25 protein-coding genes are annotated in these 25,951 nt (G+C 55.2%); 17 read left to right on the forward strand and 8 right to left on the reverse strand.

The features are described 5' to 3' along the window. Positions 1 to 13: 13 nt before the first annotated feature. The 6 genes from tsaE to trxA are packed head-to-tail and all read left to right on the forward strand — an operon-like array spanning position 14 to position 8,851. Positions 14 to 490 (forward strand): tRNA (adenosine(37)-N6)-threonylcarbamoyltransferase complex ATPase subunit type 1 TsaE, encoded by a 477-nt coding sequence (gene tsaE / locus Q0932_RS01935; protein WP_299349137.1) that lies wholly within the window; start codon positions 14 to 16, stop codon positions 488 to 490. Continuing rightward, on the forward strand, positions 483 to 1,499 hold the full coding sequence (locus tag Q0932_RS01940) for a phosphotransferase (RefSeq protein WP_299349139.1): 1,017 nt from the start codon (positions 483 to 485) through the stop codon (positions 1,497 to 1,499). Before tsaE ends, Q0932_RS01940 begins: the two co-directional genes overlap by 8 nt. Next, entirely contained in the window at positions 1,475 to 2,167 is a 693-nt protein-coding gene (locus Q0932_RS01945; RefSeq protein ID WP_299349141.1) for a nucleotidyltransferase family protein, read from the forward strand. The genes Q0932_RS01940 and Q0932_RS01945 overlap by 25 nt, the downstream gene beginning before the upstream one ends. Further along, complete coding sequence (addB, locus tag Q0932_RS01950) at positions 2,160 to 5,090, forward strand: double-strand break repair protein AddB (RefSeq protein ID WP_299349144.1); 2,931 nt, start codon at positions 2,160 to 2,162, stop codon at positions 5,088 to 5,090. The genes Q0932_RS01945 and addB overlap by 8 nt, the downstream gene beginning before the upstream one ends. Continuing rightward, positions 5,087 to 8,482 (forward strand): double-strand break repair helicase AddA, encoded by a 3,396-nt coding sequence (gene addA, locus Q0932_RS01955; RefSeq protein ID WP_299349147.1) that lies wholly within the window; start codon positions 5,087 to 5,089, stop codon positions 8,480 to 8,482. Before addB ends, addA begins: the two co-directional genes overlap by 4 nt. Before the next feature lie 48 nt (positions 8,483 to 8,530). After that, the gene (gene trxA, locus Q0932_RS01960) at positions 8,531 to 8,851 is read left to right on the forward strand and encodes a thioredoxin (RefSeq protein ID WP_299349149.1); all 321 of its coding nucleotides are present in this window, start codon (positions 8,531 to 8,533) and stop codon (positions 8,849 to 8,851) included. Between the two features lie 55 nt (positions 8,852 to 8,906). Here trxA and Q0932_RS01965 read toward each other — a convergent pair whose 3' ends face one another. Next, complete coding sequence (locus tag Q0932_RS01965) at positions 8,907 to 9,899, reverse strand: hypothetical protein (RefSeq protein ID WP_299349151.1); 993 nt, start codon at positions 9,897 to 9,899, stop codon at positions 8,907 to 8,909. A 13-nt stretch (positions 9,900 to 9,912) separates the two neighbouring features. Between Q0932_RS01965 and hslV the strand changes: the two genes are divergently transcribed. The 3 genes from hslV (at position 9,913) to Q0932_RS01980 (ending at position 12,958) form a co-directional block, all read left to right on the forward strand. Continuing rightward, complete coding sequence (hslV, locus tag Q0932_RS01970; RefSeq protein ID WP_299349154.1) at positions 9,913 to 10,470, forward strand: ATP-dependent protease subunit HslV; 558 nt, start codon at positions 9,913 to 9,915, stop codon at positions 10,468 to 10,470. After that, positions 10,467 to 11,777: an ATP-dependent protease ATPase subunit HslU gene (gene hslU, locus Q0932_RS01975; protein ID WP_299349157.1), complete on the forward strand. Its 1,311-nt coding sequence runs from the start codon at positions 10,467 to 10,469 to the stop codon at positions 11,775 to 11,777. The genes hslV and hslU overlap by 4 nt, the downstream gene beginning before the upstream one ends. Before the next feature lie 65 nt (positions 11,778 to 11,842). Beyond that, positions 11,843 to 12,958: an alpha/beta fold hydrolase gene (locus Q0932_RS01980; RefSeq protein ID WP_299349159.1), complete on the forward strand. Its 1,116-nt coding sequence runs from the start codon at positions 11,843 to 11,845 to the stop codon at positions 12,956 to 12,958. Here Q0932_RS01980 and Q0932_RS01985 read toward each other — a convergent pair. From Q0932_RS01985 to Q0932_RS01995, 3 genes are read right to left on the reverse strand one after another with little or no spacing between them, the layout of a single operon-like run. Continuing rightward, on the reverse strand, positions 12,955 to 13,533 hold the full coding sequence (locus Q0932_RS01985; RefSeq protein ID WP_299349163.1) for a Smr/MutS family protein: 579 nt from the start codon (positions 13,531 to 13,533) through the stop codon (positions 12,955 to 12,957). The genes Q0932_RS01980 and Q0932_RS01985 overlap by 4 nt on opposite strands. After that, complete coding sequence (locus Q0932_RS01990) at positions 13,530 to 14,567, reverse strand: MltA domain-containing protein (RefSeq protein WP_299349166.1); 1,038 nt, start codon at positions 14,565 to 14,567, stop codon at positions 13,530 to 13,532. The genes Q0932_RS01985 and Q0932_RS01990 overlap by 4 nt, the downstream gene beginning before the upstream one ends. Beyond that, entirely contained in the window at positions 14,564 to 15,223 is a 660-nt protein-coding gene (locus tag Q0932_RS01995) for a Tim44/TimA family putative adaptor protein (protein ID WP_299349169.1), read from the reverse strand. The genes Q0932_RS01990 and Q0932_RS01995 overlap by 4 nt, the downstream gene beginning before the upstream one ends. 104 nt (positions 15,224 to 15,327) lie before the next feature. On the opposite strand from Q0932_RS01995, the gene Q0932_RS02000 reads away from it, so the two are divergent. Together Q0932_RS02000 and secB are read left to right on the forward strand one after the other, a co-directional pair. Beyond that, positions 15,328 to 15,813 carry an FxsA family protein gene (locus Q0932_RS02000; protein WP_299349172.1) on the forward strand — a complete coding sequence of 162 codons (486 nt, stop codon included), beginning with the start codon at positions 15,328 to 15,330 and terminating at the stop codon, positions 15,811 to 15,813. Positions 15,814 to 15,870: 57 nt separating this feature from the next. Next, positions 15,871 to 16,356: a protein-export chaperone SecB gene (gene secB, locus Q0932_RS02005; protein WP_299349174.1), complete on the forward strand. Its 486-nt coding sequence runs from the start codon at positions 15,871 to 15,873 to the stop codon at positions 16,354 to 16,356. Between the two features lie 27 nt (positions 16,357 to 16,383). Here the strand turns inward: secB and dnaQ are convergent, their stop codons facing one another. Genes dnaQ through Q0932_RS02025 form a run of 4 tightly spaced genes read right to left on the reverse strand, consistent with a single transcriptional unit; the run spans position 16,384 to position 19,088 of the window. Further along, positions 16,384 to 17,076 (reverse strand): DNA polymerase III subunit epsilon, encoded by a 693-nt coding sequence (gene dnaQ, locus Q0932_RS02010; RefSeq protein ID WP_299349177.1) that lies wholly within the window; start codon positions 17,074 to 17,076, stop codon positions 16,384 to 16,386. Next, a complete protein-coding gene (gene coaE / locus Q0932_RS02015; protein ID WP_299349180.1) occupies positions 17,069 to 17,662 on the reverse strand; it encodes a dephospho-CoA kinase in 594 nt (197 codons plus the stop codon). The genes dnaQ and coaE overlap by 8 nt, the downstream gene beginning before the upstream one ends. Continuing rightward, on the reverse strand, positions 17,659 to 18,492 hold the full coding sequence (locus Q0932_RS02020) for a shikimate dehydrogenase (protein WP_299349183.1): 834 nt from the start codon (positions 18,490 to 18,492) through the stop codon (positions 17,659 to 17,661). Before Q0932_RS02020 ends, coaE begins: the two co-directional genes overlap by 4 nt. Continuing rightward, on the reverse strand, positions 18,489 to 19,088 hold the full coding sequence (locus Q0932_RS02025) for a nucleoside triphosphate pyrophosphatase (protein WP_299349186.1): 600 nt from the start codon (positions 19,086 to 19,088) through the stop codon (positions 18,489 to 18,491). The genes Q0932_RS02020 and Q0932_RS02025 overlap by 4 nt, the downstream gene beginning before the upstream one ends. A 409-nt stretch (positions 19,089 to 19,497) precedes the next feature. Here Q0932_RS02025 and Q0932_RS02030 point away from each other — a divergent pair, with 409 nt between their 5' ends. The 6 genes from Q0932_RS02030 (at position 19,498) to Q0932_RS02055 (ending at position 25,951) form a co-directional block, all read left to right on the forward strand. After that, complete coding sequence (locus tag Q0932_RS02030; RefSeq protein ID WP_299349189.1) at positions 19,498 to 19,947, forward strand: CopD family protein; 450 nt, start codon at positions 19,498 to 19,500, stop codon at positions 19,945 to 19,947. 123 nt (positions 19,948 to 20,070) lie between these two features. Next, complete coding sequence (rho, locus tag Q0932_RS02035) at positions 20,071 to 21,342, forward strand: transcription termination factor Rho (protein WP_299349191.1); 1,272 nt, start codon at positions 20,071 to 20,073, stop codon at positions 21,340 to 21,342. A gap of 10 nt (positions 21,343 to 21,352) precedes the next feature. Further along, complete coding sequence (mnmE, locus tag Q0932_RS02040; RefSeq protein WP_299349194.1) at positions 21,353 to 22,651, forward strand: tRNA uridine-5-carboxymethylaminomethyl(34) synthesis GTPase MnmE; 1,299 nt, start codon at positions 21,353 to 21,355, stop codon at positions 22,649 to 22,651. Between the two features lie 12 nt (positions 22,652 to 22,663). Further along, positions 22,664 to 24,526 carry a tRNA uridine-5-carboxymethylaminomethyl(34) synthesis enzyme MnmG gene (gene mnmG / locus Q0932_RS02045; protein WP_299349197.1) on the forward strand — a complete coding sequence of 621 codons (1,863 nt, stop codon included), beginning with the start codon at positions 22,664 to 22,666 and terminating at the stop codon, positions 24,524 to 24,526. Beyond that, entirely contained in the window at positions 24,523 to 25,149 is a 627-nt protein-coding gene (gene rsmG / locus Q0932_RS02050; RefSeq protein WP_299349199.1) for a 16S rRNA (guanine(527)-N(7))-methyltransferase RsmG, read from the forward strand. The genes mnmG and rsmG overlap by 4 nt, the downstream gene beginning before the upstream one ends. Next, on the forward strand, positions 25,142 to 25,951 hold the full coding sequence (locus Q0932_RS02055) for an AAA family ATPase (RefSeq protein ID WP_299349201.1): 810 nt from the start codon (positions 25,142 to 25,144) through the stop codon (positions 25,949 to 25,951). Before rsmG ends, Q0932_RS02055 begins: the two co-directional genes overlap by 8 nt.

The following is a 25,951-nucleotide window of genomic DNA, read 5'->3' on the forward strand; positions in this document are numbered from 1 at the left end:
TAATCTCGGGTCCATGCCTGCCGTTCAGCTTGACCTCTTACTGACTTCTCCCGAAGACACATGCGCGCTGGCCCAAAAACTTGGGCCGCTGCTTGGCGCTGGGGATGTTCTGCTGCTTGAAGGCGATATCGGGGCCGGTAAGACGCATTTTGCCCGCAGTGTGATCCAGAGCCTTTTGCGCGAGCCCGAAGATGTGCCCTCACCCACCTTCACGCTTGTGCAAATCTACGACGCGGCGCCTTTCGAAATCTGGCACGCGGACCTTTATCGCCTAACCTCTCCGGACGAGGTTGTTGAATTGGGTTTGGTTGACGCCTTTGAGGACAGTCTCTGCCTTGTTGAATGGCCAGATCGGTTGGCTGAGCTTGCCCCGGCAACAGCCCTCACACTCAGCTTTAAGATGGGAGAGGAGGCGGGCGTGCGCCATTTGAGCCTTTCAGCCAGTGATCCCCGGTGGGCAGATGTTGTGAGGCATCTTTTTGATGGATGATCGCGCGCGCCTTATCGATCAGTTTTTGTCACAGGCTGGTTGGTCTGAAGCGCTGGCCAAGCCTTTGGCCGGAGACGCATCCAACCGCCGGTATGTCCGCCTGTCTCAAGGAAAAAAGCGCGCCGTGTTGATGGATGCGCCACCCACCAGCGGTGAGGACGTGCGCCCTTTCGTAACGATCGCCACTTGGCTCAGAAATGCCGGGCTGTCCGCCCCAGAAATCCTATTTGAAGACCCGGATAACGGCCTGTTGTTGCTCGAAGATCTGGGGGACGATATTTTTGTTCGTGTCGTGGCGGATGCACCGGATCAGGAACTCCCGTTATATCGCGCCGCAACGGACGTGCTGCTATCGCTTCACCGGCTACCTGCCCCAGACACCCTTGTCGCGTACACCCCGCAGCGCATGGCCGAGATGACTGCGCCTGTCTATGACTGGTACTTACGTGGCTGCGGTGGCGATCCAAGCAAATCCTCTGGGTTGGTGGCCCCGTTTCAAGACATCCTCGAGGCGAATTGCCCTGAGACTGACGTCATTATCTTGCGTGATTATCACGCCGAAAACCTGTTGTGGCTGCCGGATCGCCAAGGCGTTGCCCGCGTTGGCTTGTTGGATTTTCAAGACGCGCTTGTGGGGCACCGTAGCTATGATCTTGCGTCGCTTCTGCAAGACATCAGACGTGATGTGCCGCTTGAAATCGAAGAGGCGATGATCCTTCACTACGTTGAGCATTCAGGCCTCGAGGAACAAAGGTTCCGGGTCGCCTATGCCGCTCAGGCTGTGCAACGAAACCTACGCATTCTTGGGATCTTTGCACGGCTTTGTCTGCATTCCGGAAAACCGCATTACGTCGACTACATGCCGCGGCTTTGGTCGCTAATCTTACGTGGTTTGAACCACCCTGCCCTCGCGGAAGTGCGCACAATCGTTTTGAAAGATCTCCCCGAACCCAACGCCGCCCTGATGAAAAAGCTGAAAGACCAATGCGCCAAGATCCCGACGCCATAATGCTGTTTGCCGCGGGCTTTGGCACGCGAATGGGACAGCTTACCCAAAATCGGCCCAAGCCCTTGATCAAGGTGGCCGACAAAGCGCTGCTGGATCACAGTTTGGAGTTGGCTCGCGCCGTGTCGCCAAAACGGATCGTGGTGAACACTCACTATCTTGGCGACCAGATTTCCGATCACCTGAAAGCCGACGACGTTCTGATTTCGAACGAAGCTCCGGATGTGCTGGAGACTGGTGGCGGCTTGCGACATGCTTTGCCCTTACTGGGGCATGGCCCTGTCTACACCTCTAACACCGATGCCGTTTGGCGCGGGCCCAATCCTTTTGAACTCTTGCGCGACGCCTGGCGTCCAGAAGACATGGATGCGCTGTTGCTCTGCGTGCCGCAGCATTCCGCTGTTGGCCACAAGGGTCGCGGGGATTTCATCATTGCTCCAGACGGACATCTGACGCGTGGGCCCGGTTTGATCTATGGCGGTGTCCAGATCCTGAAAACCGATGGTCTGGCGAAAGTGTCTGAGGATGCCTTTTCGCTCAATCTGTTGTGGAACGACATGCTGAACGCCAAGCGCCTTTTTGGGCTGGAATACTCTGGCCAGTGGTGTGACGTCGGCGCGCCCGAAGGAATTGCGCTTGCCGAAACCATGCTAGAGGGACGCCATGTTTGACCCATCCGACAAACCTCGGGTTTATGCTGCTCCACCTGGTGCGGATTTTCCACGCGCCCTGGTTGATGGTCTGAGAGACCGATTTGCGGGTCAGCCGCCAGAAGCCATGGCGCGCGTCGAGCTGATCGTTAACACACGCCGAATGGAACGTCGGATCCGGGGGCTGTTTGATCAAGGCCCTGCGCAACTTTTGCCACGCATATCCTTGCTGTCTGATCTGGGAATTCACGCGATCGCAGCAGATATTCCACCCGCGATCTCTCCTCTTCGGAAACGGTTTGAGCTAACCCAGCTGATTTCGCAATTGTTGGACCGGCAACCCGATCTCGCGTCACGTGCGTCATTGTTCGATCTTGCTGACAGCCTCGCCTCGTTGATGGATGAAATGGCAGGTGAGGGCGTGCCACCAGAGGCGATTGAAGCCTTGGATATTTCGGATCAATCCGGACACTGGGAGCGGGCAAAGGCCTTTTTCTCAATTGCCCGGCACTTTCTACAAGACGTCGATCAGCGCCCGGATGCCGACACGCGGCAGCGCATGATTGTCGAGGCAATGGCCGCCAAATGGGTCATCTCACCGCCAGATCATCCGGTTATTCTGGCTGGCTCAACCGGGTCTCGTGGCACCACGATGTTGTTGATGCAAGCCATCGCAAAACTGCCGAATGGCGCGATCATTTTGCCCGGTTTCGACACAGACCTGCCGCTGTCCGTTTGGAACGAGATGAAAGACGCGCTGAGCGCAGAAGATCACCCGCAATTCCGGTTCCGCCGGCTGATGGATCGTCTGGGCATTGGGCCTCAGGATGTTCACCTCTGGGCAGAAACCCCGCCACCCAACCCACCCCGAAATGCGCTTGTGTCCCTGACCATGCGTCCGGCGCCCGTCACTGACCAGTGGTTGACCGAAGGCCCAAAGCTGACCGATCTGGATCAGGCAACGGCACAGATGACATTGGTCGAAGCGCCTTCGATGCGGGATGAAGCTTTGGCAATTGCGTTGCGGTTACGACAGGCCGCCGAAGAGGGGCAAACTGCTGCCCTAATTACGCCAGATCGGATGCTCACCCGGCAGGTTACAGCTGCGCTGGACCGTTGGAACATCACCCCGGACGACTCGGCAGGCACGCCCTTGCAGCTTAGTCCTCCGGGTCGATTTCTTCGGCATGTTTCGACCCTGTTTCTGCGGAAACTGACCGCCGAAGCGCTTTTGACACTGTTGAAACATCCATTGTGTCACAGCGGCCAAGATCGCAACACGCATCTTTTAAACACCCGCGAGCTAGAGCTTTTGATCCGCCGCAAGGGCATGACCTTTCCCACAGAGGACGCATTGCGCGCGCTGTCCGAAACCCAGGATCGGCTCCCGCACGATTGGATTGAGTGGGTCATTGCCCATTTTTGCGATCAGGTCTCTGACGGAAAATCGGCCTTTGGAGATCGGCTAGAGGCGCACATATCTCTCGCCGAAAGCATCGCCTCGGGCGAAAAAGACGGTTCGGGAAGACTGTGGGACGAAGCCGCAGGGCGCAAGGCTATCCAGGTCGTTCAGGACTTGCGCGAAAATGCGACCTTTGCCGGCGCAATGAACGCGGCCGACTATGCCGATGTGTTTGGCGCCGTGCTCGCGCGCGGTGAAGTTCGCGATCGCGACAAGGGGCATCCCGGTATTTTGATCTGGGGAACGCTCGAAGCGCGCGTTCAAGGCGCCGATCTAGTCATATTGGGCGGCCTGAACGAAGGAAGCTGGCCCGAAGCGCCCAGCCCGGACCCTTGGCTGAACCGTAAAATGCGCCATGACGCAGGGTTGTTGTTGCCTGAACGGCGCATTGGCCTTGCCGCGCATGACTTTCAACAAGCGATAGCTGCGCGGGACGTCTGGATCACCCGCTCTGTTCGATCGGACGAGGCCGAAACCGTCCCATCCCGGTGGATCAACCGTTTGACCAATCTGCTTGCTGGACTGCCGGATCAAGGCGGCGACCAGGTGCTTGCCGTTATGCGGTCGCGCGGACAGTATTGGCTAAGTCTGGTTAAGGCGGTCGAGCAGGTCACGCCAGAGGAGCCTTCACCCAGACCCTCACCGCGCCCGCCTAAGAATGCGCGGCTCAATCGCTTGTCTGTCACACAGGTCAAACGTCTGATCCGGGACCCATATTCCATTTATGCCCGTGAAATCTTACGTCTTCGTCCTCTGGATAGCCTTATGAAGACTCCCGATGCACTCTTACGTGGCATCGTTGTGCATGATGTGCTCGAGCAATTTGTTCGTGATGTCGACGCCGACGAAGACTTGCTGAATCGGGACCATCTGATGTCGATATCAGAGACTATTCTTGCCCAAAACGTTCCCTGGGCAACCGCGCGTACGCTCTGGAGTGCGCGGTTGGATCGTGTCGCTGAGCATTTTGTTGCCGGCGAGAACAAGCGTCGATCCATTGCCCAACCAATCGCTTATGAGCGCGAGGCGTCCCTGACGATACCAGAGCGTGATTTCAAGCTTGTGGGCAAGGCTGACCGTATCGACCGCACTGCTGACGGCAATCTGGTAATTTACGACTACAAAACCGGCAGCCCTCCCAGCAAAGACGAGCAACTCTATTTCGACAAGCAGCTATTGCTTGAGGCCGCAATGGCCGAGCAGGGCGGCTTCAGGGAGATTGGCCCCGCTGATGTTGTCTTGGCAATAAACATTGGCCTTGGCAGTGCACCCAAAGATGTTGCAGCGCCGCTTGAAGAGACCTCCGCCACCCAGGTTTGGGCGGAGTTTCTGCAATTGATTGGGTATTACGCCGATACTGCAAATGGGTTCACGTCACGGCGCGCAATGAACAGCGATCGTGACGTTGGTGATTATGATCAGCTGGCCCGGTTCGGCGAGTGGGATGTGACCGACCCGGCAAAGCCGGAGGATCTGACATGATGGTTCGCGATGACGCAACCGAGCGCCAGGTTCAGGCCGCGCACCCCGCAGAAAGCACTTGGCTTTCAGCCAATGCCGGGTCGGGAAAAACCCGCGTTCTGACTGATCGCGTTGCGCGGCTACTGCTCGAAGGCGTACTTCCGCAACACATCCTCTGCCTGACGTACACCAAAGCCGCCGCAAGCGAGATGCAAAACCGGCTGTTTAAGCGGCTCGGCGCTTGGGCAATGAAAAGTGATGCCGACTTGCGCGAGGAACTTGATACCCTTGGTGTCGTTGGTCCGCTCGATCGGGATGTGTTACGTGACGCTCGCACACTATTTGCGCGCGCGATCGAGACCCCTGGGGGGCTCAAGATTCAAACGATCCACTCGTTTTGTTCGTCTCTGTTACGGCGATTTCCGCTGGAATCTGGTGTTTCACCCTTGTTTGTGGAAATGGAAGATCGGGCCGCGGCTTTGCTGCGCGAAGAAACCGTCTCGGACATGGCCGAGGACGACGATGCCGAGTTGCTTCGTCGCCTTGCGGGACATATTTCCGGAGAAAGCTTTGAGGTCGTGACGAAAGAGATTGTTCGTCAAAGAGAGGCCTTTTCGGCACCAAAGAGCATCGCATCATTTCTCGAGCTACTGGATCAAAGCGCGGAACTGAGTGAAGACTCCCTGAAACAACAGGTCTTTCTGGGGGATGAGGCTGCGTTGATCGCAGATCTCATAGCTGCCCTGCGCGAAGGCGGCGTTAATGACGGCAAGGCGGCCGACAAACTGCAAAACATCCATGCAATGGATCTGTCTGCTCTGCCGGTTATGGAAAATGTCTTTTTGACAGGCGCCAAGGCAAAAAGCCCGTTTTCTGCCAAGTTAGGCTCTATTCCGTCAAAAACCGTTCAGAAAATCTATCCAGATATTGCGCAACGTATTGAGCCTTTGATGCTGCGCGTGGAAGCCGCGAGAGAAAGTCGCCTTTCGTTGGTTGCTGCACGGCGATCTGCCGTTTTGTCCGAATTCGGTCATAGGTTCCTGACCCGCTACGAAGAGCGCAAACAGCAACACGGCTGGCTTGATTTTGACGACTTGATCCTTCGGGCACGCGCGCTGTTGAATGATCCTGCCGTGGCAGAATGGGTTCTTTATCGTCTAGATGGCGGCATCGACCACATCCTTGTTGACGAAGCGCAGGACACCAGCCCGGTGCAGTGGCAGGTTATTGAGCGCCTAGCGCAGGAATTCACCAGTGGTAGTGGCGCGCGAAGTGACGTTGAGCGCACAATATTTGTGGTCGGAGACAAAAAACAGTCGATTTACAGCTTTCAGGGTGCTGACCCTGCTGAATTCGACCGGATGAAGGACGAGTTTGCGGGGCGTCTTCGGGAAACGGGGAAACCGTTACAAACGCTGGAGCTGGAATACTCGTTTCGCTCGTCGGCTGCGATCCTACGGCTGGTGGATGCGTGTTTTGAAGGCCAAGCGGCCGCAGGTTTTCTGCAAGAGATGAAGCATCGGTCCTTTCACGAAGACATGCCGGGTCGCGTGGACCTTTGGCCGGTCGTCGAACAAGCCGCTGCACCAGAAAAAGACGCATGGTTTAAGCCTGTAGATCGCTTGGGAGAAACGCACCACACCGTCACATTGGCCAATCAGGTGGCGGATGAGATTGCCAAAATGATCCGTGAAAACGTGACTATTCCAGCGGAAAATGGTGAAAATGGAGTATTCTCGCAGCGCCCGGTTCAGGCTGGAGATTTTCTAATTCTTGTCCAGCGGCGTTCGGATCTGTTTCATGAGATCATCAGAGCCTGCAAGTCTCGCGACCTGCCAATTGCGGGCGCAGATCGGCTAAAGGTGGGTGCGGAGCTTGCTGTTCGTGATCTTGCGGCGATGCTATCGTTTTTGGCGACACCCGAAGACAGCCTGTCACTGGCCACCGTGCTGCGGTCACCCTTGTTTGGCTGGTCCGAACAGGCGCTATTTGATCTGGCACATCGGCGCCAATCGCCGCTTTTGTGGCATGCGCTACGTGAGCGACAGGATGAGTTCCCAACGACCATGGGCATGATCCTTGATCTGATGGCGCATTCTGATTTCCTGCGCCCTTATGATCTGATCGAACGTATCCTCACAAAATTCAACGGGCGTCGAAACATGCTGGCAAGGCTGGGAAACGAGGTTGAAGACGGGATTAACGCCTTGCTCAGTCAGGCTCTTGCCTATGAGCGCAGCGCCGTGCCCAGCCTGACCGGGTTCCTGATTTGGATGGAGGCCGATGATCTTGAGATCAAACGTCAGATGGATAGTGCCGGAAACCAGATCCGCGTGATGACCGTACATGGCTCAAAAGGTCTTGAGGCGCCGATTGTCATTCTGCCGGATACAGGGCGCAGGTTGCTGCGTAACGATGCGCAGCTGGTTGAAACTCAAGGGCAGGTTCTATGGGCCATGCCTTCAGACAACAGTCCGCAAGCGATGATCGCGGCAAGACAGGCGCGCGCAGAGACCTTACTCGCGGAACGACAGAGGCTGATGTATGTCGCCATGACCCGCGCCGAGAAATGGTTGATCGTCGCCGCGGCGGGCGACTTGGGTAAGGATGGCCTCACCTGGTATGAAGCCGTTCAGAGCGGGCTGAAACATGTCGGCGCTGAACCGTACCAGTTTGCGGGTGGTGAGGGCTTGCGACTTTCGCACGGCGATTGGTCCGGACAGATCGTAAAAACAGACGAAATCGCCGAGGAGTCCTTGCCAGGCATTCCAGACTTTGTGACTTCGGATGTGCCTGAGCCAGATGCTGGTCTGACGACACTCAGCCCGTCGAACCTTGGGGGCGCCAAGGCATTGCCAGGGGATGCGGGACTGGACGAAGAGGCTGCGCTGCGCCGAGGAAGCTTGATCCATCTGCTGCTTGAACACTTGCCACAACATGAACAGGCACAATGGTCGGAAATTGCCAACAACCTACTTTCATCAACCGAAGATCCGCCATCAAAGGCTGAGATGGCTGACCTTTTGAGTGAGGCGAAGGGGGTCTTGGACGCGCCGGATCTCGCCGTTCTTTTTGACGCCGGTACCCTGGCCGAAGTTCCTGTCACTGCCAATCTGGGGCAGGTTCGCGTTCATGGGATCATCGACCGGCTTGTTCTGACGGACGCAAAGGTCACAATTGTTGACTTCAAGACAAACGCCATTGTGCCGGACGGCCCAACAAAGACGCCCGATGGTCTTTTGCGCCAAATGGGGACTTACGCGCACGCGGTGTCGCAAATCTATCCAGAGCGTGAGATTGAGACGGCGATTTTGTGGACCCGAACCGCGACACTCATGCCTTTGCCACACGATCTTGTGACAAAATCGCTGGCAGAAACAGGATACCTTGACGTTCCCGAGGACGCTTCATAGGTTTCCCCGGTACAAACAACCCAGACACCTCTTTCAGGAGACTTTCAAATGGCAACTGTTGCTGTCACCGATGCCACCTTTGACGCAGAAGTCAAAAACTCCGACGTTCCCGTCGTCGTCGATTTCTGGGCCGAGTGGTGTGGCCCGTGCAAACAGATTGGCCCGGCTCTGGAAGAGCTGTCGGCCGAGATGGAAGGCAAAATCAAAATCGCCAAGGTCGACGTTGACTCGAACCCCAATGCCGCTGCGGCGATGGGTGTGCGCGGCATTCCGGCTCTGTTCATCTTTAAAGACGGTCAGGTGGTTTCGAACCGCGCAGGTGCCGCGCCCAAGGCCGCCCTGCAAAGCTGGATCGAAGACGCGATCTGATCTGATCCACTATCGAAATTCAAAAGGGGCGCCTAAGCGGTGCCCCTTTTTGTTTTCAAACCGGCCAGCCCAGCGCCGACAAACGGTTTCGGATTTTGTCCTCGGCCTCGGGGCGGCCCGCGTTGACCGACATCTGCTGCAGGAACCACCAAACATATCCGGCATAATCTGGATCATGATCGCCAATAGCGTCGAATGCGCCCTGGACCCCCAAGTCTGACACGTTCGCGGTGATGTGGTGAAAGTCGATCTTGGCAAACAGCACGCTGGGTTTGCCAAAAAAGAACCCTGAAAAAGCAACGCCTGAGTTCTGCGTCACGATGTAATCGCAATGGGCGAGAAGGGGCTCCATATCGCCGAGCCTGATCTCCAGCCGGTCAACCTTGCTTTCCAACGCTTCCAGCGCAGAAATCTCGTCTGGTCCGTAATGCTCTTTGGGGTGCAAGGCGGCGATGACACGTTTGGCCGGATCACTATCCAACACATGTTGCAGCATGCGCATCGGGCTACATTCCTGAAAAGAGCGCTGTTCGAGCAGCCTGCCTTGCAGCGGGACGTAGACAAAGCCATCGCGTCCGACATCCCGAAGCGGTTCTTGAAAAAGGCGCTTTTGCCAAAACTTATAGAAATTCTGAGCGTCTTGCCGGTCTTCTGGCTGCACCTGAAACCTTGCTCTTGCAACATCCCAGTCCCATCGTTGGTTGCTGCGCTCAATCTGCCAGAACGGATAAAAATAGGCCCGGCGAATGGTCACGCCGCGATCATTTAGCGGGTTTTGCATGTGGAACAGGCTGAAACCCTTATCCCCGGCGCGGGCCTGTGACGGCGGACGAAAGGTTACATCCATGTCCGCCGCTCTGACGACAGCTTCAATTTTGCCAATGAAGTTGTGCTCGCCGGCCTCGGCGCTCTCGCGGAGCCCGTCCGGAAGATAGAAAGTTGCCGTGGAATTGCCGCTCATGATGGTGACGCTAGGCGGTTCTTTTCGCCCCGGCAAGGCAAAGGCTTGTGCAGCATCGCATCCAGCCTCATATAAGGCGACAAGCAATCAGGAGGCTCCCATGGCAGACGATCAATTCCCCGGCTGGCACGGAACAACCATAATAGGTGTCAAAAAGGGTGACCAAGTGGTCATCGCGGGTGACGGGCAAGTGTCATTGGGACAAACCGTTATCAAAGGGTCAGCGCGCAAAGTGCGCCGTTTGAGCCCCGGAGGATATGACGTTGTGGCCGGGTTTGCCGGGTCAACCGCGGATGCCTTTACCTTGTTAGAGCGGCTTGAAGCAAAACTCGAAGCCACACCGGGACAGTTGGCACGCGCAAGCGTGGAGCTGGCCAAGGATTGGCGCACAGATAAATACCTGCAAAAGCTCGAGGCGATGCTGATCGTCACAGATGGCGCTGAAATGTTTGTCATCACCGGGGCAGGGGATGTTCTGGAGCCCGAACACAATGTGGCGGCGATCGGATCGGGCGGCAATTTCGCCCTCGCGGCGGCGCGCGGGATGATGGACAGCGATAAATCAGCCGAACAAGTGGCGCGCGACGCGATGGCGATCGCGGCAGACATCTGCGTCTACACCAATGGCAACCTGACAGTTGAGAAGATCTCAAAATGACCGACCTGACCCCCCGCGAAATTGTGTCCGAGCTGGATCGCTTCATCATCGGCCAAAAGGATGCCAAACGGGCCGTAGCCGTGGCGCTGCGCAACCGCTGGCGCCGCAAACAGTTGTCCGATGATCTGCGAGAAGAGGTGTATCCCAAGAACATCCTGATGATCGGGCCGACAGGCGTTGGCAAAACCGAGATCAGCCGCCGTTTGGCCAAACTGGCAAAGGCGCCCTTTATCAAGGTTGAAGCCACCAAGTTCACCGAAGTCGGGTATGTCGGGCGCGATGTTGAGCAAATCGTACGTGATCTGGTCGACAGCGCCATCTCAATGACCCGCGATCTGATGCGAGACGAGGTGAAAGCCAACGCGCACGCCGCTGCCGAAGAGCGCGTGATTGAGGCCATCGCCGGAGAAGATGCCCGCGACGCCACCCGTGACATGTTCCGCAAAAAGCTCAAGTCCGGCGAGCTGGATGACACCATTATCGAGCTGGACCTCGCTGACACCTCGAACCCGATGGGCGGTATGTTCGACATTCCCGGTCAGCCGGGCGGGCAGATGGGTATGATGAACCTCGGTGACCTTTTCGGCAAAGCGATGGGGGGGCGAACCGTTAAACGTCGCCTAACCGTGGCCGAAAGCTACGAAGTTCTGATTTCGGAAGAAGCCGATAAGCTGCTGGATGATGAAACGGTCACCCGCGCCGCATTAGAAGCCGTTGAGCAAAATGGCATCGTGTTTCTGGACGAGATCGACAAGGTTTGCGCCCGCCAAGAGGCACGCGGTGGTGATGTAAGCCGCGAGGGTGTACAGCGTGATTTGTTGCCATTGATTGAAGGCACGACGGTCAGCACAAAGCACGGTCCAGTGAAAACCGATCATGTTTTGTTTATCGCGTCCGGCGCTTTTCACATTGCCAAACCGTCAGACCTGTTGCCCGAGCTTCAGGGCCGCTTGCCAATTCGTGTTGAGCTGCGCGCCCTGACCGAAGAAGATTTTGTGCGTATCCTGACCGAAACCGACAATGCGCTGACACGCCAATACACAGCCCTGATGAATACCGAAGAAGTGACGGTCACTTTTACCGATGACGGGATTGCCTCGCTGGCAAAAATCGCCGCAGACGTAAACCAATCGATCGAGAATATCGGTGCACGGCGGCTTTACACGATCATGGAGCGTGTTTTTGAAGAGCTGAGCTTTACCGCTCCGGATCAATCCGGGCTCTCCGTTACTGTGGATGCCGGTTTTGTAGAAAAGAATCTCGGTGAATTGACCAAATCGACAGACCTGAGCCGGTATGTTCTGTAAATTTTCTGGCCCAGCGCTGCGCCCTTCTGCATAGTCCAATCAGAAGTGATTTTGGATTTGGTATCATGTTGAAGCGGTTTGTTTGGATACTTTTGGGTGTTGCGGTTGCTGCCTGTGCGGACAGAACGCCCGCCCCGATTGTGCCGCTTGAGCCAGAAATTCAGCAAACCTCGCGCATGGTTTTGGTTGCGACCAACCGGGACCGCAATGAGGACGGGTACTTCAGTGAAGCTCGGTCTCAGGACACAACATACCTGCGATCAGTTGTCGGCATTCCGCCAACGCACGAATCCGGAGATGCACCAAAGTACAGCGACACGCCCAACCCGCGGAAACACTTTACGATTGCTGAGCAAAAAGATCTGGCAGGCAAAGATGATTTCCTGCGTGAGCTCAAGGCAGAACTAAGAGCGTTGCCGCCGGAAAAGCGGGAGGTAACGCTGTTCATCCATGGGTATTACAATGGGTATTCAGACTCGGTTTTCCGCGGCGCACAGATTTTCAATGACTTTGGGAACCCCGGTGTAGGCGTGGTGTACTCGTGGCCAAGTGCAGGCCTTGTCACCGGATACACCTATGACCGCGAAAGCGTTCTTTTTGCCCGCGACTCTCTGGAAGAAGTTCTGCGCGTAATCGCTCAGGCGGGAGCCCGAAATGTCTTGATCATGGCGCATTCGATGGGTGGCCTTCTGACAATGGAAACCCTTCGCCAGATCGAGATTTCAGACCACAACTGGACGTATCGTAACATTGCCAGTGTTTTGCTGTTCTCGCCCGATATTGCTGTGGATTTGTTCGAGGAACAGCTTGATCGCATTGGGACACTGCCCAAACAATTCGTTGTCTTTACCTCGACAACTGACAAGGCCTTGCGGCTATCTTCGAAGATCAATGCAGGCACAGATCGGTTGGGCCTGGGCAACAGCACAGAAACCCTGTCGGAGTTCCCGATCATCTTTGTCGACATATCGAATTACAATGAAGATGCCGCGAACTCGCATTTTGTCATAGCAGAGTCACCTGCCTTGATCGCCTTAATCAGCGGAGCCGCAACGCATGACCAATTCGCCCGCGGCCGATCTCGTAGTGTCCTAGACGCTCTGAGTGATTCAACGGTCAAGTTGGGCCAATCAGTGGTTTACACGCTTGATCCCGAAGAAAGCCCGGTTGAGCTGCGTTAGTGGCGTCTCAGATAAACGTAATAGGCACCCGTGCCGCCATGCTTAAGATGGGCCTCGGCAACCTGTAAAACCACGCCCGACAACGGCGGCATCGAAAGCCATTGCGGGACCTGGTGCTTGAGAATTCCGCGGCGCACGGGAATTGGGCCGTCATCGCCCTTGGATTTGCCTTTGCCGGTAATCACAAGAACCAACCGTTTCCCTTCGGCATGTGAGCGCAACAGGAACCCGGTCAAGGCGGGGTGCGCCCGGTCAACCGTCATGCCGTGCAAGTCGATTTTGCCCTCGGGCAGCATCTTGCCACGCTTCATCTTGCCGAACATCTTTTTGTCCATCTGAACCGGCGTGCGCGCCACCCTCTCCGAGATACCGGGCATCAGATCATGACCGGGCATACGCGTTTTGGCCTTGGCTCCCAGAGAGAATTGCTCAATGCGAGGCTTGGCAACCTTGACCGGTTTCGGCTTGGGTTTTGGTCCTTCATGGCGCGATTGATCGGGGTGAAACCGATGTGTGGTTTCCGCCACCTTGCGCCAAAGCGCAATCTCATCCTGCGTTAGCTTTCTTCGGGTCACAAAACGGCCTCGGGTAGCATGGCATAGGCCCGTTGGATCGGCAGCAAAACGATCATGCGGCCCGGATCTTTCAATCGGCCAGCCTCGCGGCCGGCATCATCTCCGGTACCAAAGAAAATGTCTGCGCGTTGCGCGCCCTTGATAGCGGACCCGGTGTCCTGCGCAATCATCAAACGTTTCAGGGGCGTTTCACCGTCTTTCTCAATCCAGACCGGCGCACCCAGGGGTGTGAATTTCGGGTCAACGGCGATGCTGCGCATCGTTGTGATTGAACGGTTCATTGCCCCCAAGGGGCCTCGGTCGGCGGGGACCCGGCTGACCTCGCGAAAGAAAACAAAAGAGTCGTTGTGCCGCAAAAGCTCTGCGCCATCTGCGGGGTTTCTACGAACCCAATTCTTAATGACTTCGGCGCTTACCTGATGTGATGCATAGACACCGCGCCGGACCAGCTCGACTCCAATCGACCGATAGGGATGCCCATTGGAGCCCCCATAACCGACACGAAGATAAGAACCATCCGGCAACCGAACACGTCCTGATCCCTGAATTTGCAGGAAGAACAGTTCTACGGAGTCGTCGACCCAGGCAATCTCAAGTCCGCGACCATCCATAACGCCGCTGGTTTCAATCACGCGGCGGCTGAGCCATTGGCTTTGAGATCGGGCTTCGGGTGGAGTGCGATAGATCGGAAAGCGAAACCGGGACGTCGGACGCAAAGCGCCTTCAAGCTCGGGTTCGAAATAGCCGGTGAACAGACCGTCGTTTCCATCCTCGATCAAGACAGGGCGAAACAGAAGCTCAAAGAATTTGCGCGGGTCGGTGAACTCTTCTGCGGCCGCGCAAAGGGATTGCCAGTCCGGCGCATCGAAATCCATGCAGGTATTGCGGAACACTTCGAGCGCAGCTGCATGATCATCCACTTCCCACCCGTTCAGGTCAGAGAAATCCAGAATAGAGAACGTCGTTTCAGACATTGCCTGCGCGCCGGTCACTAGAAACCCCGCACAAAGCGCCGCCCGAAACCAGCGGATCATTCGCCCGTCGCGACAAGCTGCCAGTTCGGATCATCCGATCCCATTGCACGGGCAAAGGTCCAGATGTCTTTTTGCTTTTTCACCTGACGCTCGTCACCTTCGATAATGTCACCCGCACGATCACGCACCACGTGGGTCAGCTCTCCAATAAAGCGCACTGTCACCTCACCTTCGCGGGTAGAGTCGTCAAAATGCGCATCGTGCAAAGCCATTTCCCGAATACCGACAAATTCGCTCTCGACGGTCAGGCCCTGAGATTCACGGGAATCAACCACTTGGGCAAAAGCTTCGTAAACATCCTCGGACAGGAACGGCAGAATGCTGGCCATATCGCCGCGCTCGAAACCCATGAGGATCATCTCGTAAGCACCGCGCGCGCCCTGTAGAAATTCGCTGACGTTGAACGGCGGCTCAGCCGCCTTCATTGCGCCCAGCGCCTTGGCTGCTTCGCTTTCAGCTGGCACATGATCCAGAATGTCCGCGTCTGGCCCACCCTCGATCACTTCAAGGTCTGGACCGCGTCGCTGCGGTTGTTGTTGTGCCGCGTCGCGCGGAGGCTCAAAGCCGTCACGGGTTCCTAAGACATTTCTCAGTCTTAGGATCAAAAATACCGCAATTCCGGCTAAAACCAGAAGCTGGACTATAGAACCATTCATTGGGACCTCGTAAAGGGGCATGGAAACAGGCTTGTATCGCACTTATGTAAGTCACGGGCGGGGTCAAGTCCACCGCGCCCGTAAAACGTTTGGAGAATGATAATATGTGGCTGTTTTTGGCCTTTGTCGGCGTTCCCCTGATTGAAATCGCTCTGTTCATTCAGGTTGGTGGTGCAATTGGATTGTGGCCGACGCTTTTGGTCGTGGTTGTGACTGCCGTGATTGGCACCTTTCTTGTGCGCACTCAGGGCTTGTTGGCGCTCGGCAAATTGCAACGCTCGTTCTCAGAACTGGAGGATCCGACCGAGCCTCTGGCCCATGGGGCGATGATCCTAATTTCTGGAGCATTGTTGTTGACTCCGGGGTTCTTTACCGACGCTGTGGGTTTTGCGTTTTTAATGCCGCCCGTGCGTGTAGCCGTCTATAAATACCTACGGTCTCGCGTCACGGTTCAGAGCTTTTCCATGGGTTCGACGCATCACCAAAATAACCGACCAAATCAAGATCCTGATGTCATCGACGGTGAGTTTACCGAGGTCGATCCAGGCAAACGTCCGACGCATCAACCGTCAGGCTGGACTAAGCATTGAGGCCCCTGACGCAACCTGCTAAAGCACCCGGGACTTATTGAATTCAGGAGACATCCAATGGCCGAGAACGGTAACGGCGCTGCACAAGCACCCCAAATCCGTATGAACGTCCTGGCACAGTTCATTCGTGACATGTCGTTCGAAAACATCCTCGCTCAGAAGCGCGTTCAGGGCGAAGTACAGCCCGACGTTCAGGTTCAGGTGAACCTGGATGCGCAAAAACGCGAGGCAGAGCATCAATACGAAGTGACGACTAAGCTGAATATCACGTCTAAAGCCAAAGAAACTGGCGAAGAGATGTTCATCCTTGAACTGGAATATGCCGGTATCTTCCACATCGAAGGCGTTCCGGACGATCAAATCCACCCCTTCCTGCTGATCGAATGTCCGCGCCTGCTGTTCCCGTTCCTGCGTCGTATCGTGTCAGATGTGACACGTGACGGTGGCTTCCCGCCACTGAACCTGGAAAACATCGACTTTATGCAGCTGTATCGCCAAGAGGCCGCGCGCCGTCAGGCGGAAATGCCACAAGGCACTGCTTAAGATCCAAACTGGCCCGGTGTTCGGCCACTACCCAAGTTTAGCCCACAAGGCTTCGTCGCCCATCTTGGCAACAAAGTCTTCGTGGGCTTTCTTTTCGTCTTCGCTCAACCGCGAGGGCAGGGGTGTTTCACGGGCAGTCGGGCGCCAGTTGTCTGCTTGATCCGCACCACTTGCTGACGATGAAGATGTCGCCAAAACCAGATCTGGTTGCCGGCCACCGATCAGTTCAAGATAGACCTCGGCCAAAATTTCGGAGTCAAGCAAAGCTCCGTGAAGCGTGCGCGAAGAATTGTCGATGCCAAACCGACGACACAGGGCGTCCAGCGACGCAGGCGCGCCCGGAAATTTTTTGCGAGCAATGGCCAGTGTATCCAGCGCCTGTTCGAACGGCAGTTGGGGCAGGCCCATCCATTTCAATTCGGCGTTAAGGAATTTCATGTCGAATGAGGCGTTGTGAATGACCAGCGTGGCATCGCCGACAAAATCCAGAAATTCCTGGCCGATCTTCTTGAAAACCGGTTTGTCAGCCAGAAACTCATCCCCCAACCCATGCACTTCAAAGGCTTCTTGCGGCATGGAGCGTTCGGGATTGATGTATTGGTGATAGGTTCGCCCGGTTGGCATATGGTTCAACAACTCAACGCCACCAATTTCAACAATTCGATCACCGGTATTCGGATCGAGGCCTGTGGTCTCTGTATCCATCACGATTTCACGCATCGGCCAGTTGCTCCCGGATTGTTTCCACGATCTTGTTCACCTGCGCACGGGCGTGGTCAAGGGTATCCGTAATCACCACGTAGTCAGACAATGCGCATTTCTCGTCATTCGGCATCTGTTTGGCGCGAATTTGCTCAAACTGGGCCTCGGTCATCGTGCCCCGCTCCATGACGCGCTTTTTTTGGATTTCGGGTGAAACAGAGACACATACGACCGCATCCATTGTCGCCTGACCGTTGCCTTCGAACAGCAAGGGGATGTCAAAAATAAGGATGTCAGCGGAGGCTGTACGAGAAAACTCTGCACGATCCTCTGCGACAAGTGGATGCACGATCCGCTCAATGACGCCAAGAACAGATGCGTCCCGACCGATCATCTCTTTCAGTTTTTCGCGAGACACTGCGTTGTCGACAATGGCCCCCGGCAGCACTTCTTTGATGGGCTGAACTGCTGCGCCATCCGTGTCGTACATCCGATGAACAGCCGCATCCGCATCCCAGACAGCACATCCGGCCTCAGCAAACAGCCGGGCCGTGGTGGATTTGCCCATGCCAATCGACCCAGTAAGCCCCAGACGAAAACTCATTTCAGTGCTGCCTGTCGGGTTGCATCATCTACTGTCGGGCGCGTGCCGAACCAACGTTCAAACCCTGGAACGGCCTGATGCAAGAGCATGCCCAATCCATCAACCGTGGTGCAGCCAACGTCCTTTGCTGCCGCCAAAAGCTGTGTTTCCAAAGGGTTGTAGACAAGATCGGTGACAACGGCCGACGGCTTAAGCCCATCCAGCGGCACGCGCAGATCCGGTTTACCCGCCATTCCCAGCGAAGTTGTGTTCACAATGGTTGCGCCGCCTTCGATGGCATTCCCGGCCTGAAACCAATCAACAACCGTCAGACGGGTGCCAAACTCCTCTCGCAAGGTTTCGGCCCGAACGCGTGTGCGGTTTGAAATCAGAATTTCCGGGACACCGGCGTCTAGTAGCGATGCAATAACTGCACGCGCCGCACCTCCGGCACCCAAAATGACTGCTGGCCCGTCGGCGGCCTGCCAATTTGGCGCAGCTTGGCGCAGGTTCTCAATGAATCCGTAGCCGTCTGTATTATCACCGATGATCTTGCCATCTTCGCGAATGATCAGGGTGTTGACCGCGCCGATAAGCGTCGCTCTGTCCGTAACCTGATGCACCAAGTCCATCACACGCTCTTTATGCGGGATGGTGACGTTGACGCCGACAAAACCCATTTTGGGCAGGGCTTTGATCACCTTCTTGAGATCACTTGGATTCACATCCATCGGGATATAGTGACCCTTGATCCCAAACGTTCGCAACCAATGCCCATGCACCTGCGGAGATTTTGATTGCGCGATCGGGTGGCCGATTACACCGGCCAGAGGAATCTTGGGTAGCGTCATGACGGCAACTCTCCGCGCAACATCAGGTAATTCAACAGTTCCAACAGGGGCAATCCAAGCACATTGAAATAGTCGCCGTCTATACGGTGAAACAGTCGCGCACCCTCTTCTTCGAGCTTATATCCGCCGACGGACCAGCGAATACTGTCCCAGTTCCTCTCGAGATAGGAGTCGAGATAGCCATCTGAAAACTCTCTCATCTGTAAGCGCACGACGCCGATGTGGCGCCAGACGGGTCGGTTTTCATGAAACACGACGACTGCAGACAAAAGTTGATGACGCTGGCCGCGGAGGGTTTTTAGTTGGCTTCGGGCTTCATCCGGATCACGGGGTTTGGCAAAAACCTGGCCGTTAAACTCAAGAACCTGATCGCAGCCGATCACCAGCTTGTCTGGATGTTTGGCCGCAACTTTGGTAGCCTTGGCCTGTGCCAGAGCATCCGCGATATCCCTAGGAGGAGCTGACTCAGCCTCCAAGGCCCGGCGAAGCATGTCTTCGTCGACTTTCGCAGTGACCACGTCGAATTCCACGCCCGCATTGCGCAACAATGCCGCCCGGATTTCCGACCCCGAAGCCAGAATGATGTGATCTGCCATGTGGATAAATCCGTGGACTATGTACTGTGACGATTGTCCGTTCTTTCTGTGGAATTCACAACCAATTGGCAAGCCGGGGACGACGCGCATGTTTCACGATGTTCCACGGAATCCATCCCATATGGATAGGGACAACCCCGTGCCTGTTATCATTTGGTTTGGCCCACAGTCTTATGCGGAGTTATCCCGGTTTTCATACAGAACGGGCGCGGTTATGGTATTGATTTATAAGTGATAAATTTGTTTTTCCACAGTATCACGATCCAAGAAAAATCTCATAATGAAGATGTGAATAAGTGCTTTGGAAACCTAATAATCCACAGCGTTTGGCTTCCCTACAAAAACATCATCCTTTTTCTTTCTTATTTATTTATTTAGGAAGGACCCAAGCTGAGACTGGATAAGACCCGTGACCTATTTCCTCGCTGACATTTACCCTTATGTTCTATCATTTCACATCATGGCGGTTCTGTCATGGATGGCGGGCTTGTTCTATTTGCCTAGACTGTTTGTCTATCATGCAGAGAGAGCAACAGAAGGTGATCAGCTGGACGAAACTCTGAAGATCATGGAGTTCAAGTTGCAGCGCTATATCATGTCCCCAGCCAGCATCGCTGCATGGGCGGCAGGACTGGCTCTGGTGTGCACACCTGGGGTCGTCGACTGGACCGCGGTGTGGCCCTATACCAAAGGTGCTTGCATCCTCGCTATGACGGCCTTTGACCATTGGCTGATGATTATGCGCAAACGGTTTGCCCGTGGCGAGAACAAGCTGAGCGGCCGGGCCTATCGTATGATGAACGAGGTTCCGACTCTCTTGATGATCGTGATCGTCTTGTCTGTGGTTGTGAAATTCTGAGCCAATTGACTCCTAAAGGCGCAGACCTTAGATAGTTCGGCAACAGGCCCGTCCGGGCCATGTGTCTTCCAATTAGAAAAATGTGAACGCGGCCATACTTGGGTTGCGTCCGGGATATATTTCATGAGCAATGAAAAACTCGCGCTGGCCGAGCTGAAAGCCAAGAGCCCCAAAGACCTCTTGTCGATGGCCGAAGAGCTTGAGATCGAAAACGCCTCGACCATGCGTAAAGGCGAAATGATGTTCCAGATTCTGCGCGAACGCGCGGATGAGGGATGGGAGGTTTCTGGCGATGGCGTGCTGGAAGTTCTGCAGGACGGATTTGGCTTCCTGCGCTCTCCTGAGGCCAACTATCTGCCGGGCCCCGATGATATCTATGTCAGCCCCGAAATGATCCGGAAATACTCCCTGCGGACTGGTGATACAATTGACGGTGTCATCAAGGCGCCTGAGGACAATGAGCGGTATTTTGCGCTGCAGGATGTGGCGCACATCAACTTTGAGTCCCCGGAAAAGGCCAAGCACAAGATTGCCTTTGACAACCTGACACCGCTGTATCCGGATGAACGTCTGAAGATGGAGATCGAAGATCCGACCATCAAAGACAAATCAGCCCGTGTCATCGACCTGGTTGCACCAATTGGTAAAGGCCAACGATCGCTAATCGTGGCGCCGCCGCGGACCGGTAAAACCGTGATCCTGCAAAACATTGCGCATTCGATCGAGGCCAACCATCCGGAATGCTACCTGATCGTTCTGTTGATTGATGAGCGCCCGGAAGAGGTGACCGACATGCAGCGTTCGGTAAAGGGAGAGGTTGTGTCTTCGACCTTTGACGAACCTGCGACGCGTCACGTTGCCGTGGCCGAAATGGTAATCGAAAAAGCCAAGCGTCTGGTCGAGCATAAACGAGATGTTGTTATTCTTCTCGACTCGATCACAAGACTTGGTAGGGCGTTTAACACTGTGGTGCCATCTTCGGGTAAGGTTCTTACCGGTGGTGTGGATGCCAACGCCCTGCAACGCCCCAAGCGTTTCTTTGGTGCTGCGCGGAATATCGAAGAAGGTGGATCGCTCACCATCATCTCAACCGCGTTGATCGACACTGGCAGCCGTATGGATGAAGTCATCTTCGAAGAATTCAAAGGCACTGGTAACTCGGAAATCGTGCTGGATCGCAAGATTGCCGACAAACGCGTCTTCCCGGCCATCGACATTCTCAAGTCGGGAACACGAAAAGAGGACCTGCTTATCGATAAGATCGACCTGCAGAAAACCTTTGTTCTGCGGCGTATCCTCAATCCGATGGGTACGACAGATGCGGTCGAATTTCTGTTGTCCAAGTTGAAGCAGACCAAAACGAATTCCGAATTCTTTGACTCGATGAACACCTAAGGGTTTCACGATGGCCTATGTGCCTGACACGATTTTTGCTCTGGCCACGGCCCCCGGTAAAGCGGGGGTCGCTGTCATTCGCGTGTCTGGCACTTTGGCGGGTAAAGCAGGAAGTGCGTTATTTGGTACTTTGCCAGATCCTCGCCAGGCCTCGCTTCGCGTTTTGAAGGATCAAGAAGGCCGTCGGCTGGATCAGGCTGTTGTGCTCTATTTTCCAGAGCGAAACAGCTTTACCGGTGAAGAGGTGGTCGAGCTGCACCTGCACGGCTCTGTTGCCGCTGTGAACGCCGTTCTGCGTGTGTTGTCAGACATTGAGGGCCTGCGCCTTGCTGAAGCTGGAGAGTTCACACGTCGGGCTCTGGAGAATGGATGCCTCGATCTGGCACAAGTTGAGGGCCTGGCCGACCTTATTGATGCGGAAACCGAGGCCCAAAGGCGTCAAGCTCTTCGCGTTCTATCTGGGGATTTGGGCAACCTTGCCGGAGGTTGGCGTGAAAACCTCATCCGCGCTGCCGCTTTGCTGGAAGCGACCATCGACTTTGCGGATGAAGAAGTCCCCGTTGATGTCACGCCAGAGGTCAAAGAGCTGCTGACGTCGGTGCAGAATGAGCTCGCAGAAGAGATTGCCGGCGTTTCGGCCGCAGAGCGTATTCGCACAGGATTCGAAGTTGCCATTCTAGGCGCTCCGAATGTCGGAAAATCCACACTTCTCAATGCGTTAGCGGGTCGAGATGCGGCCATTACCTCGGAATATGCCGGGACGACACGCGATGTGATCGAGGTGCGTATGGATTTGAATGGGCTGCCTGTCACTTTGCTGGATACGGCTGGCCTGCGAGAAACCGAAGACCATGTTGAAGGTATTGGCATTGAGCGTGCACGCCAAAGGGCCGAAGCGGCAGACTTGCGTGTGTTCCTGATTGAGCAAGGACAACACCCTGACTTTGTACCGCACCCCGGAGACATCGTTCGAGAGGCAAAAGCGGACAGGTTGAGAAATGCAGAGAATGCGGTGTCCGGTAAGACAGGCCAGGGCGTCAGCGCGCTTGTTCAAGAGATTACGCAGACGCTGTCAGAACGGGCTGGACGTTCAGGTGTGGCCACTCGCGAGCGGCATCGGGTAGCGATGAAGCGCGCCAATGACAGTCTTTCCGCTGCTGCCGCTGTTCTCGCGCTAGGACCTGAACACTACGAGATTACCGCTGAAGAGCTTCGCAGTGCAATTCGAGCTTTGGATTCGATCGTCGGTCGCGTAGATGTTGAAAATCTTCTGGACGAGATATTCTCTAGTTTCTGCATCGGTAAATGAGGAGTGTTTCACGTGAAACATTTTGATGTCATCGTGGTTGGCGGCGGGCACGCCGGAGCTGATGCAGCGCATGCGTCGGCACGCATGGGTGCGCGTACAGCCCTTGTCACGTTGAAGGAATCCGGCATTGGTGTGATGTCGTGTAATCCAGCGATTGGAGGTCTGGGTAAAGGGCATCTTGTTCGCGAGATCGATGCATTGGATGGTTTGATGGGCCGCGTCGCGGATCGCGCCGGCATTCAGTTTCGACTCTTGAATCGGCGCAAAGGCCCAGCCGTACAGGGGCCAAGAGCCCAAGCCGACCGTAAGATCTATCGCGAAACGATGCTTGCAGAGATTCAGGCGGCGCCAAACCTCACCGTGATTGAGGGTGAAGTGACAGACTTCCTGATGCAGGGTGATGCAGTTCGAGGTGTTATTCTCGCCGATGGTGTAGAGATTTCGTCGCATGCTGTTGTTTTGACAACGGGAACCTTCCTGCGTGGCGTTATTCATATAGGGGACGCCTCACGTCCAGGCGGGCGCATGGGGGACGATCCATCGCTTCGTCTGGCAGAGCGCATTGACAGCTTTGACCTTCCTCTAGGGCGCTTAAAGACAGGAACGCCTCCGCGGTTGAACGGCAATACAATCAGGTGGGATGATCTCGACTCGCAGCCTGGCGACGATGATCCTGTCATGTTCTCGTTTTTGAACAAAACGCCACCCGCACGGCAGATTTCCTGTGGGATTACGCACACCAACGAGAAAACTCACGAGATTATCCGTGAGAATCTGGGGCGTTCGGCCATGTATGGCGGTCACATTGACGGGATCGGACCGCGCTATTGCCCCTCAATCGAAGACAAGATTGTCCGGTTTGCAGACAAATCTTCGCATCAAATCTTTCTGGAGCCAGAGGGTTTAGATGATGCGACGGTCTATCCGAATGGCATTTCCACGTCACTGCCGGTGGATGTGCAGGAAGAATACGTTCGGTCTATTTTTGGCTTGGAAAATGTTGAAATCATTCAGCCGGGCTACGCGATTGAGTATGACTATGTAGACCCGCGCGCACTCAATATGTCTCTGGGAGTAAAGGACGTTCCGGGACTATATCTAGCGGGTCAAATCAACGGAACCACAGGATATGAGGAGGCGGCAGCGCAAGGGCTTGTCGCAGGACTAAATGCAGCGCTGTCCAGTCAAGGCAAAGACCCCCACTATTTCAGCCGCTCCGACAGCTATATTGGCGTGATGGTGGATGATTTGATCACGCGCGGTGTGACCGAACCATATCGCATGTTCACGTCGCGCGCCGAATTCCGGCTGAGCTTGAGGGCAGACAATGCGGATCAACGCTTGACCCCGGTTGGCGTTAGCCTTGGACTGGTCGGAGAGGGAAGAAAAGCCGCGTTCAACGACAAGCTTGACAGGTTGGTTGCGGCGAAGGCTGTCCTTGAGGGGTCGCAGTACACCCCAAAACAGCTGAATGCAGCGGGAATTTCAGTTAATCAGGATGGGCACCGTCGCACGGCCTTTCAGGTTCTTTCCTTTCCGGATGTAAGTTTTTCAGACCTCCTTCCGCTAGATGACGATTTTGCGGAAGTTGATCTGGAATCCCGAGAACAGCTTGAAAAAGATGCACTTTATGCGAATTACATCGAACGACAACGGCGGGATGTTGAGGCGATGCAGCGGGACGAGCTACAGAAGATCCCTTCAGACTTCGCGTACTCTGGCGTAGAGGGGTTGTCGAACGAGCTAAAAGACAAGCTTGAACTGGCACGCCCAAGCAACCTTGCCCATGCGAGCCGTATTGATGGAATGACGCCAGCTGCTCTGACCTTGTTATTGGCGAAGCTACGGCAGGCAAAGCGGGAGAGGTCCGCGTGAGCGACGAAGCAGACCGCGTTCTTGAGGTCTTGAATGTTTCACGTGAAACATCGGAGCGCCTTGTTGTTTTGGCTCAGCTCCTGGAAAAGTGGAACCCGCGCATCAATTTGGTGTCAAAATCAACACTGAATGACCTTTGGTCGCGACACATCATGGATTCCGCTCAGATTTTCGATTTGGCGGACCCAGGCATTGCAAGTTGGGTAGATATTGGCAGTGGCGGCGGTTTTCCGGGCCTTGTTGTTGCAATACTGGCGGCAGAAACCAATTCCCCCTACAAAACTACGCTCATTGAAAGTGATCAAAGGAAATGCGCCTTTCTTCGGACCGTTCTGCGCGAAACGGATGTTGAGGGAGAGGTGATTTCAAAGCGCATTGAACAGGCGGACCCACAAAACGCGGACGTCATGTCGGCTCGGGCCTTGGCAGATCTGAACACACTGTTTTCATTCGCAGAGCGGCATTTGTCTTCAGAAGGAACCATGCTGTTTCCGAAAGGTGTCACTTGGCAAAAAGAGCTAAAAGCCGCACAGGAATCGTGGTCATTCAGCCACGAGGTGATTACAAGTAAAACGGAGCCAAATTCCGTTATTATCAAGGTTAAGGATCTCAGGCGTGTCTGACCCCACCCGTCCAAAAGGCCCCAAAATCATCGCTGTTGCTAACCAGAAGGGTGGCGTTGGCAAAACGACGACTGCCATCAACCTTGCTGCGGCGCTGGTCGAAGAGGGAGAGCGTGTTTTGGTCGTTGACCTGGACCCTCAGGGCAACGCTTCCACCGGTTTGGGGATCGATGTGGAAGATCGCGCCCTGACCACCTACGATTTGTTGCTGGATGATGCAGAGCTGAGCGATGTGATCCTGAGCACGGAAAAGCAGGGGATGTGGATTATCCCTGCCACTGTCGACCTGAGTTCAGCGGATATTGAACTGATTTCGAACGAAAAGCGCAGCTTTCTACTACATGATGCACTGCGTCAGCCTGCAATTGACGCATATGAGCTGGATTACATCCTGATCGACTGTCCACCGTCGCTAAATCTGCTCACAGTAAACGCAATGATTGCGGCGCATTCTGTTCTGATCCCATTGCAGAGTGAGTTCTTTGCCCTTGAGGGTTTATCGCAATTGATGCTGACCGTGCGAGAGGTGCGTCAGACCGCCAATCCCAAACTCCGTATCGAGGGTGTGGTCCTCACGATGTTCGACGCACGCAACAATCTCTCGCAACAAGTTGAGCAAGATGCGCGCGACAACCTGGGCAACCTGGTCTTTGATACCAAGATACCTCGCAACGTCCGGGTCTCAGAGGCACCGTCCTTTGCGCAGCCCGTTTTGGATTATGACCCCACTTCAAAAGGTGCTGAGGCGTACCGCGAATTGGCGCGCGAAGTCCTTGCAAAACAAATGAAAATTGCCGCCTAG

This window comes from uncultured Shimia sp. (assembly GCF_947498095.1).
GTDB lineage: Bacteria > Pseudomonadota > Alphaproteobacteria > Rhodobacterales > Rhodobacteraceae > Shimia.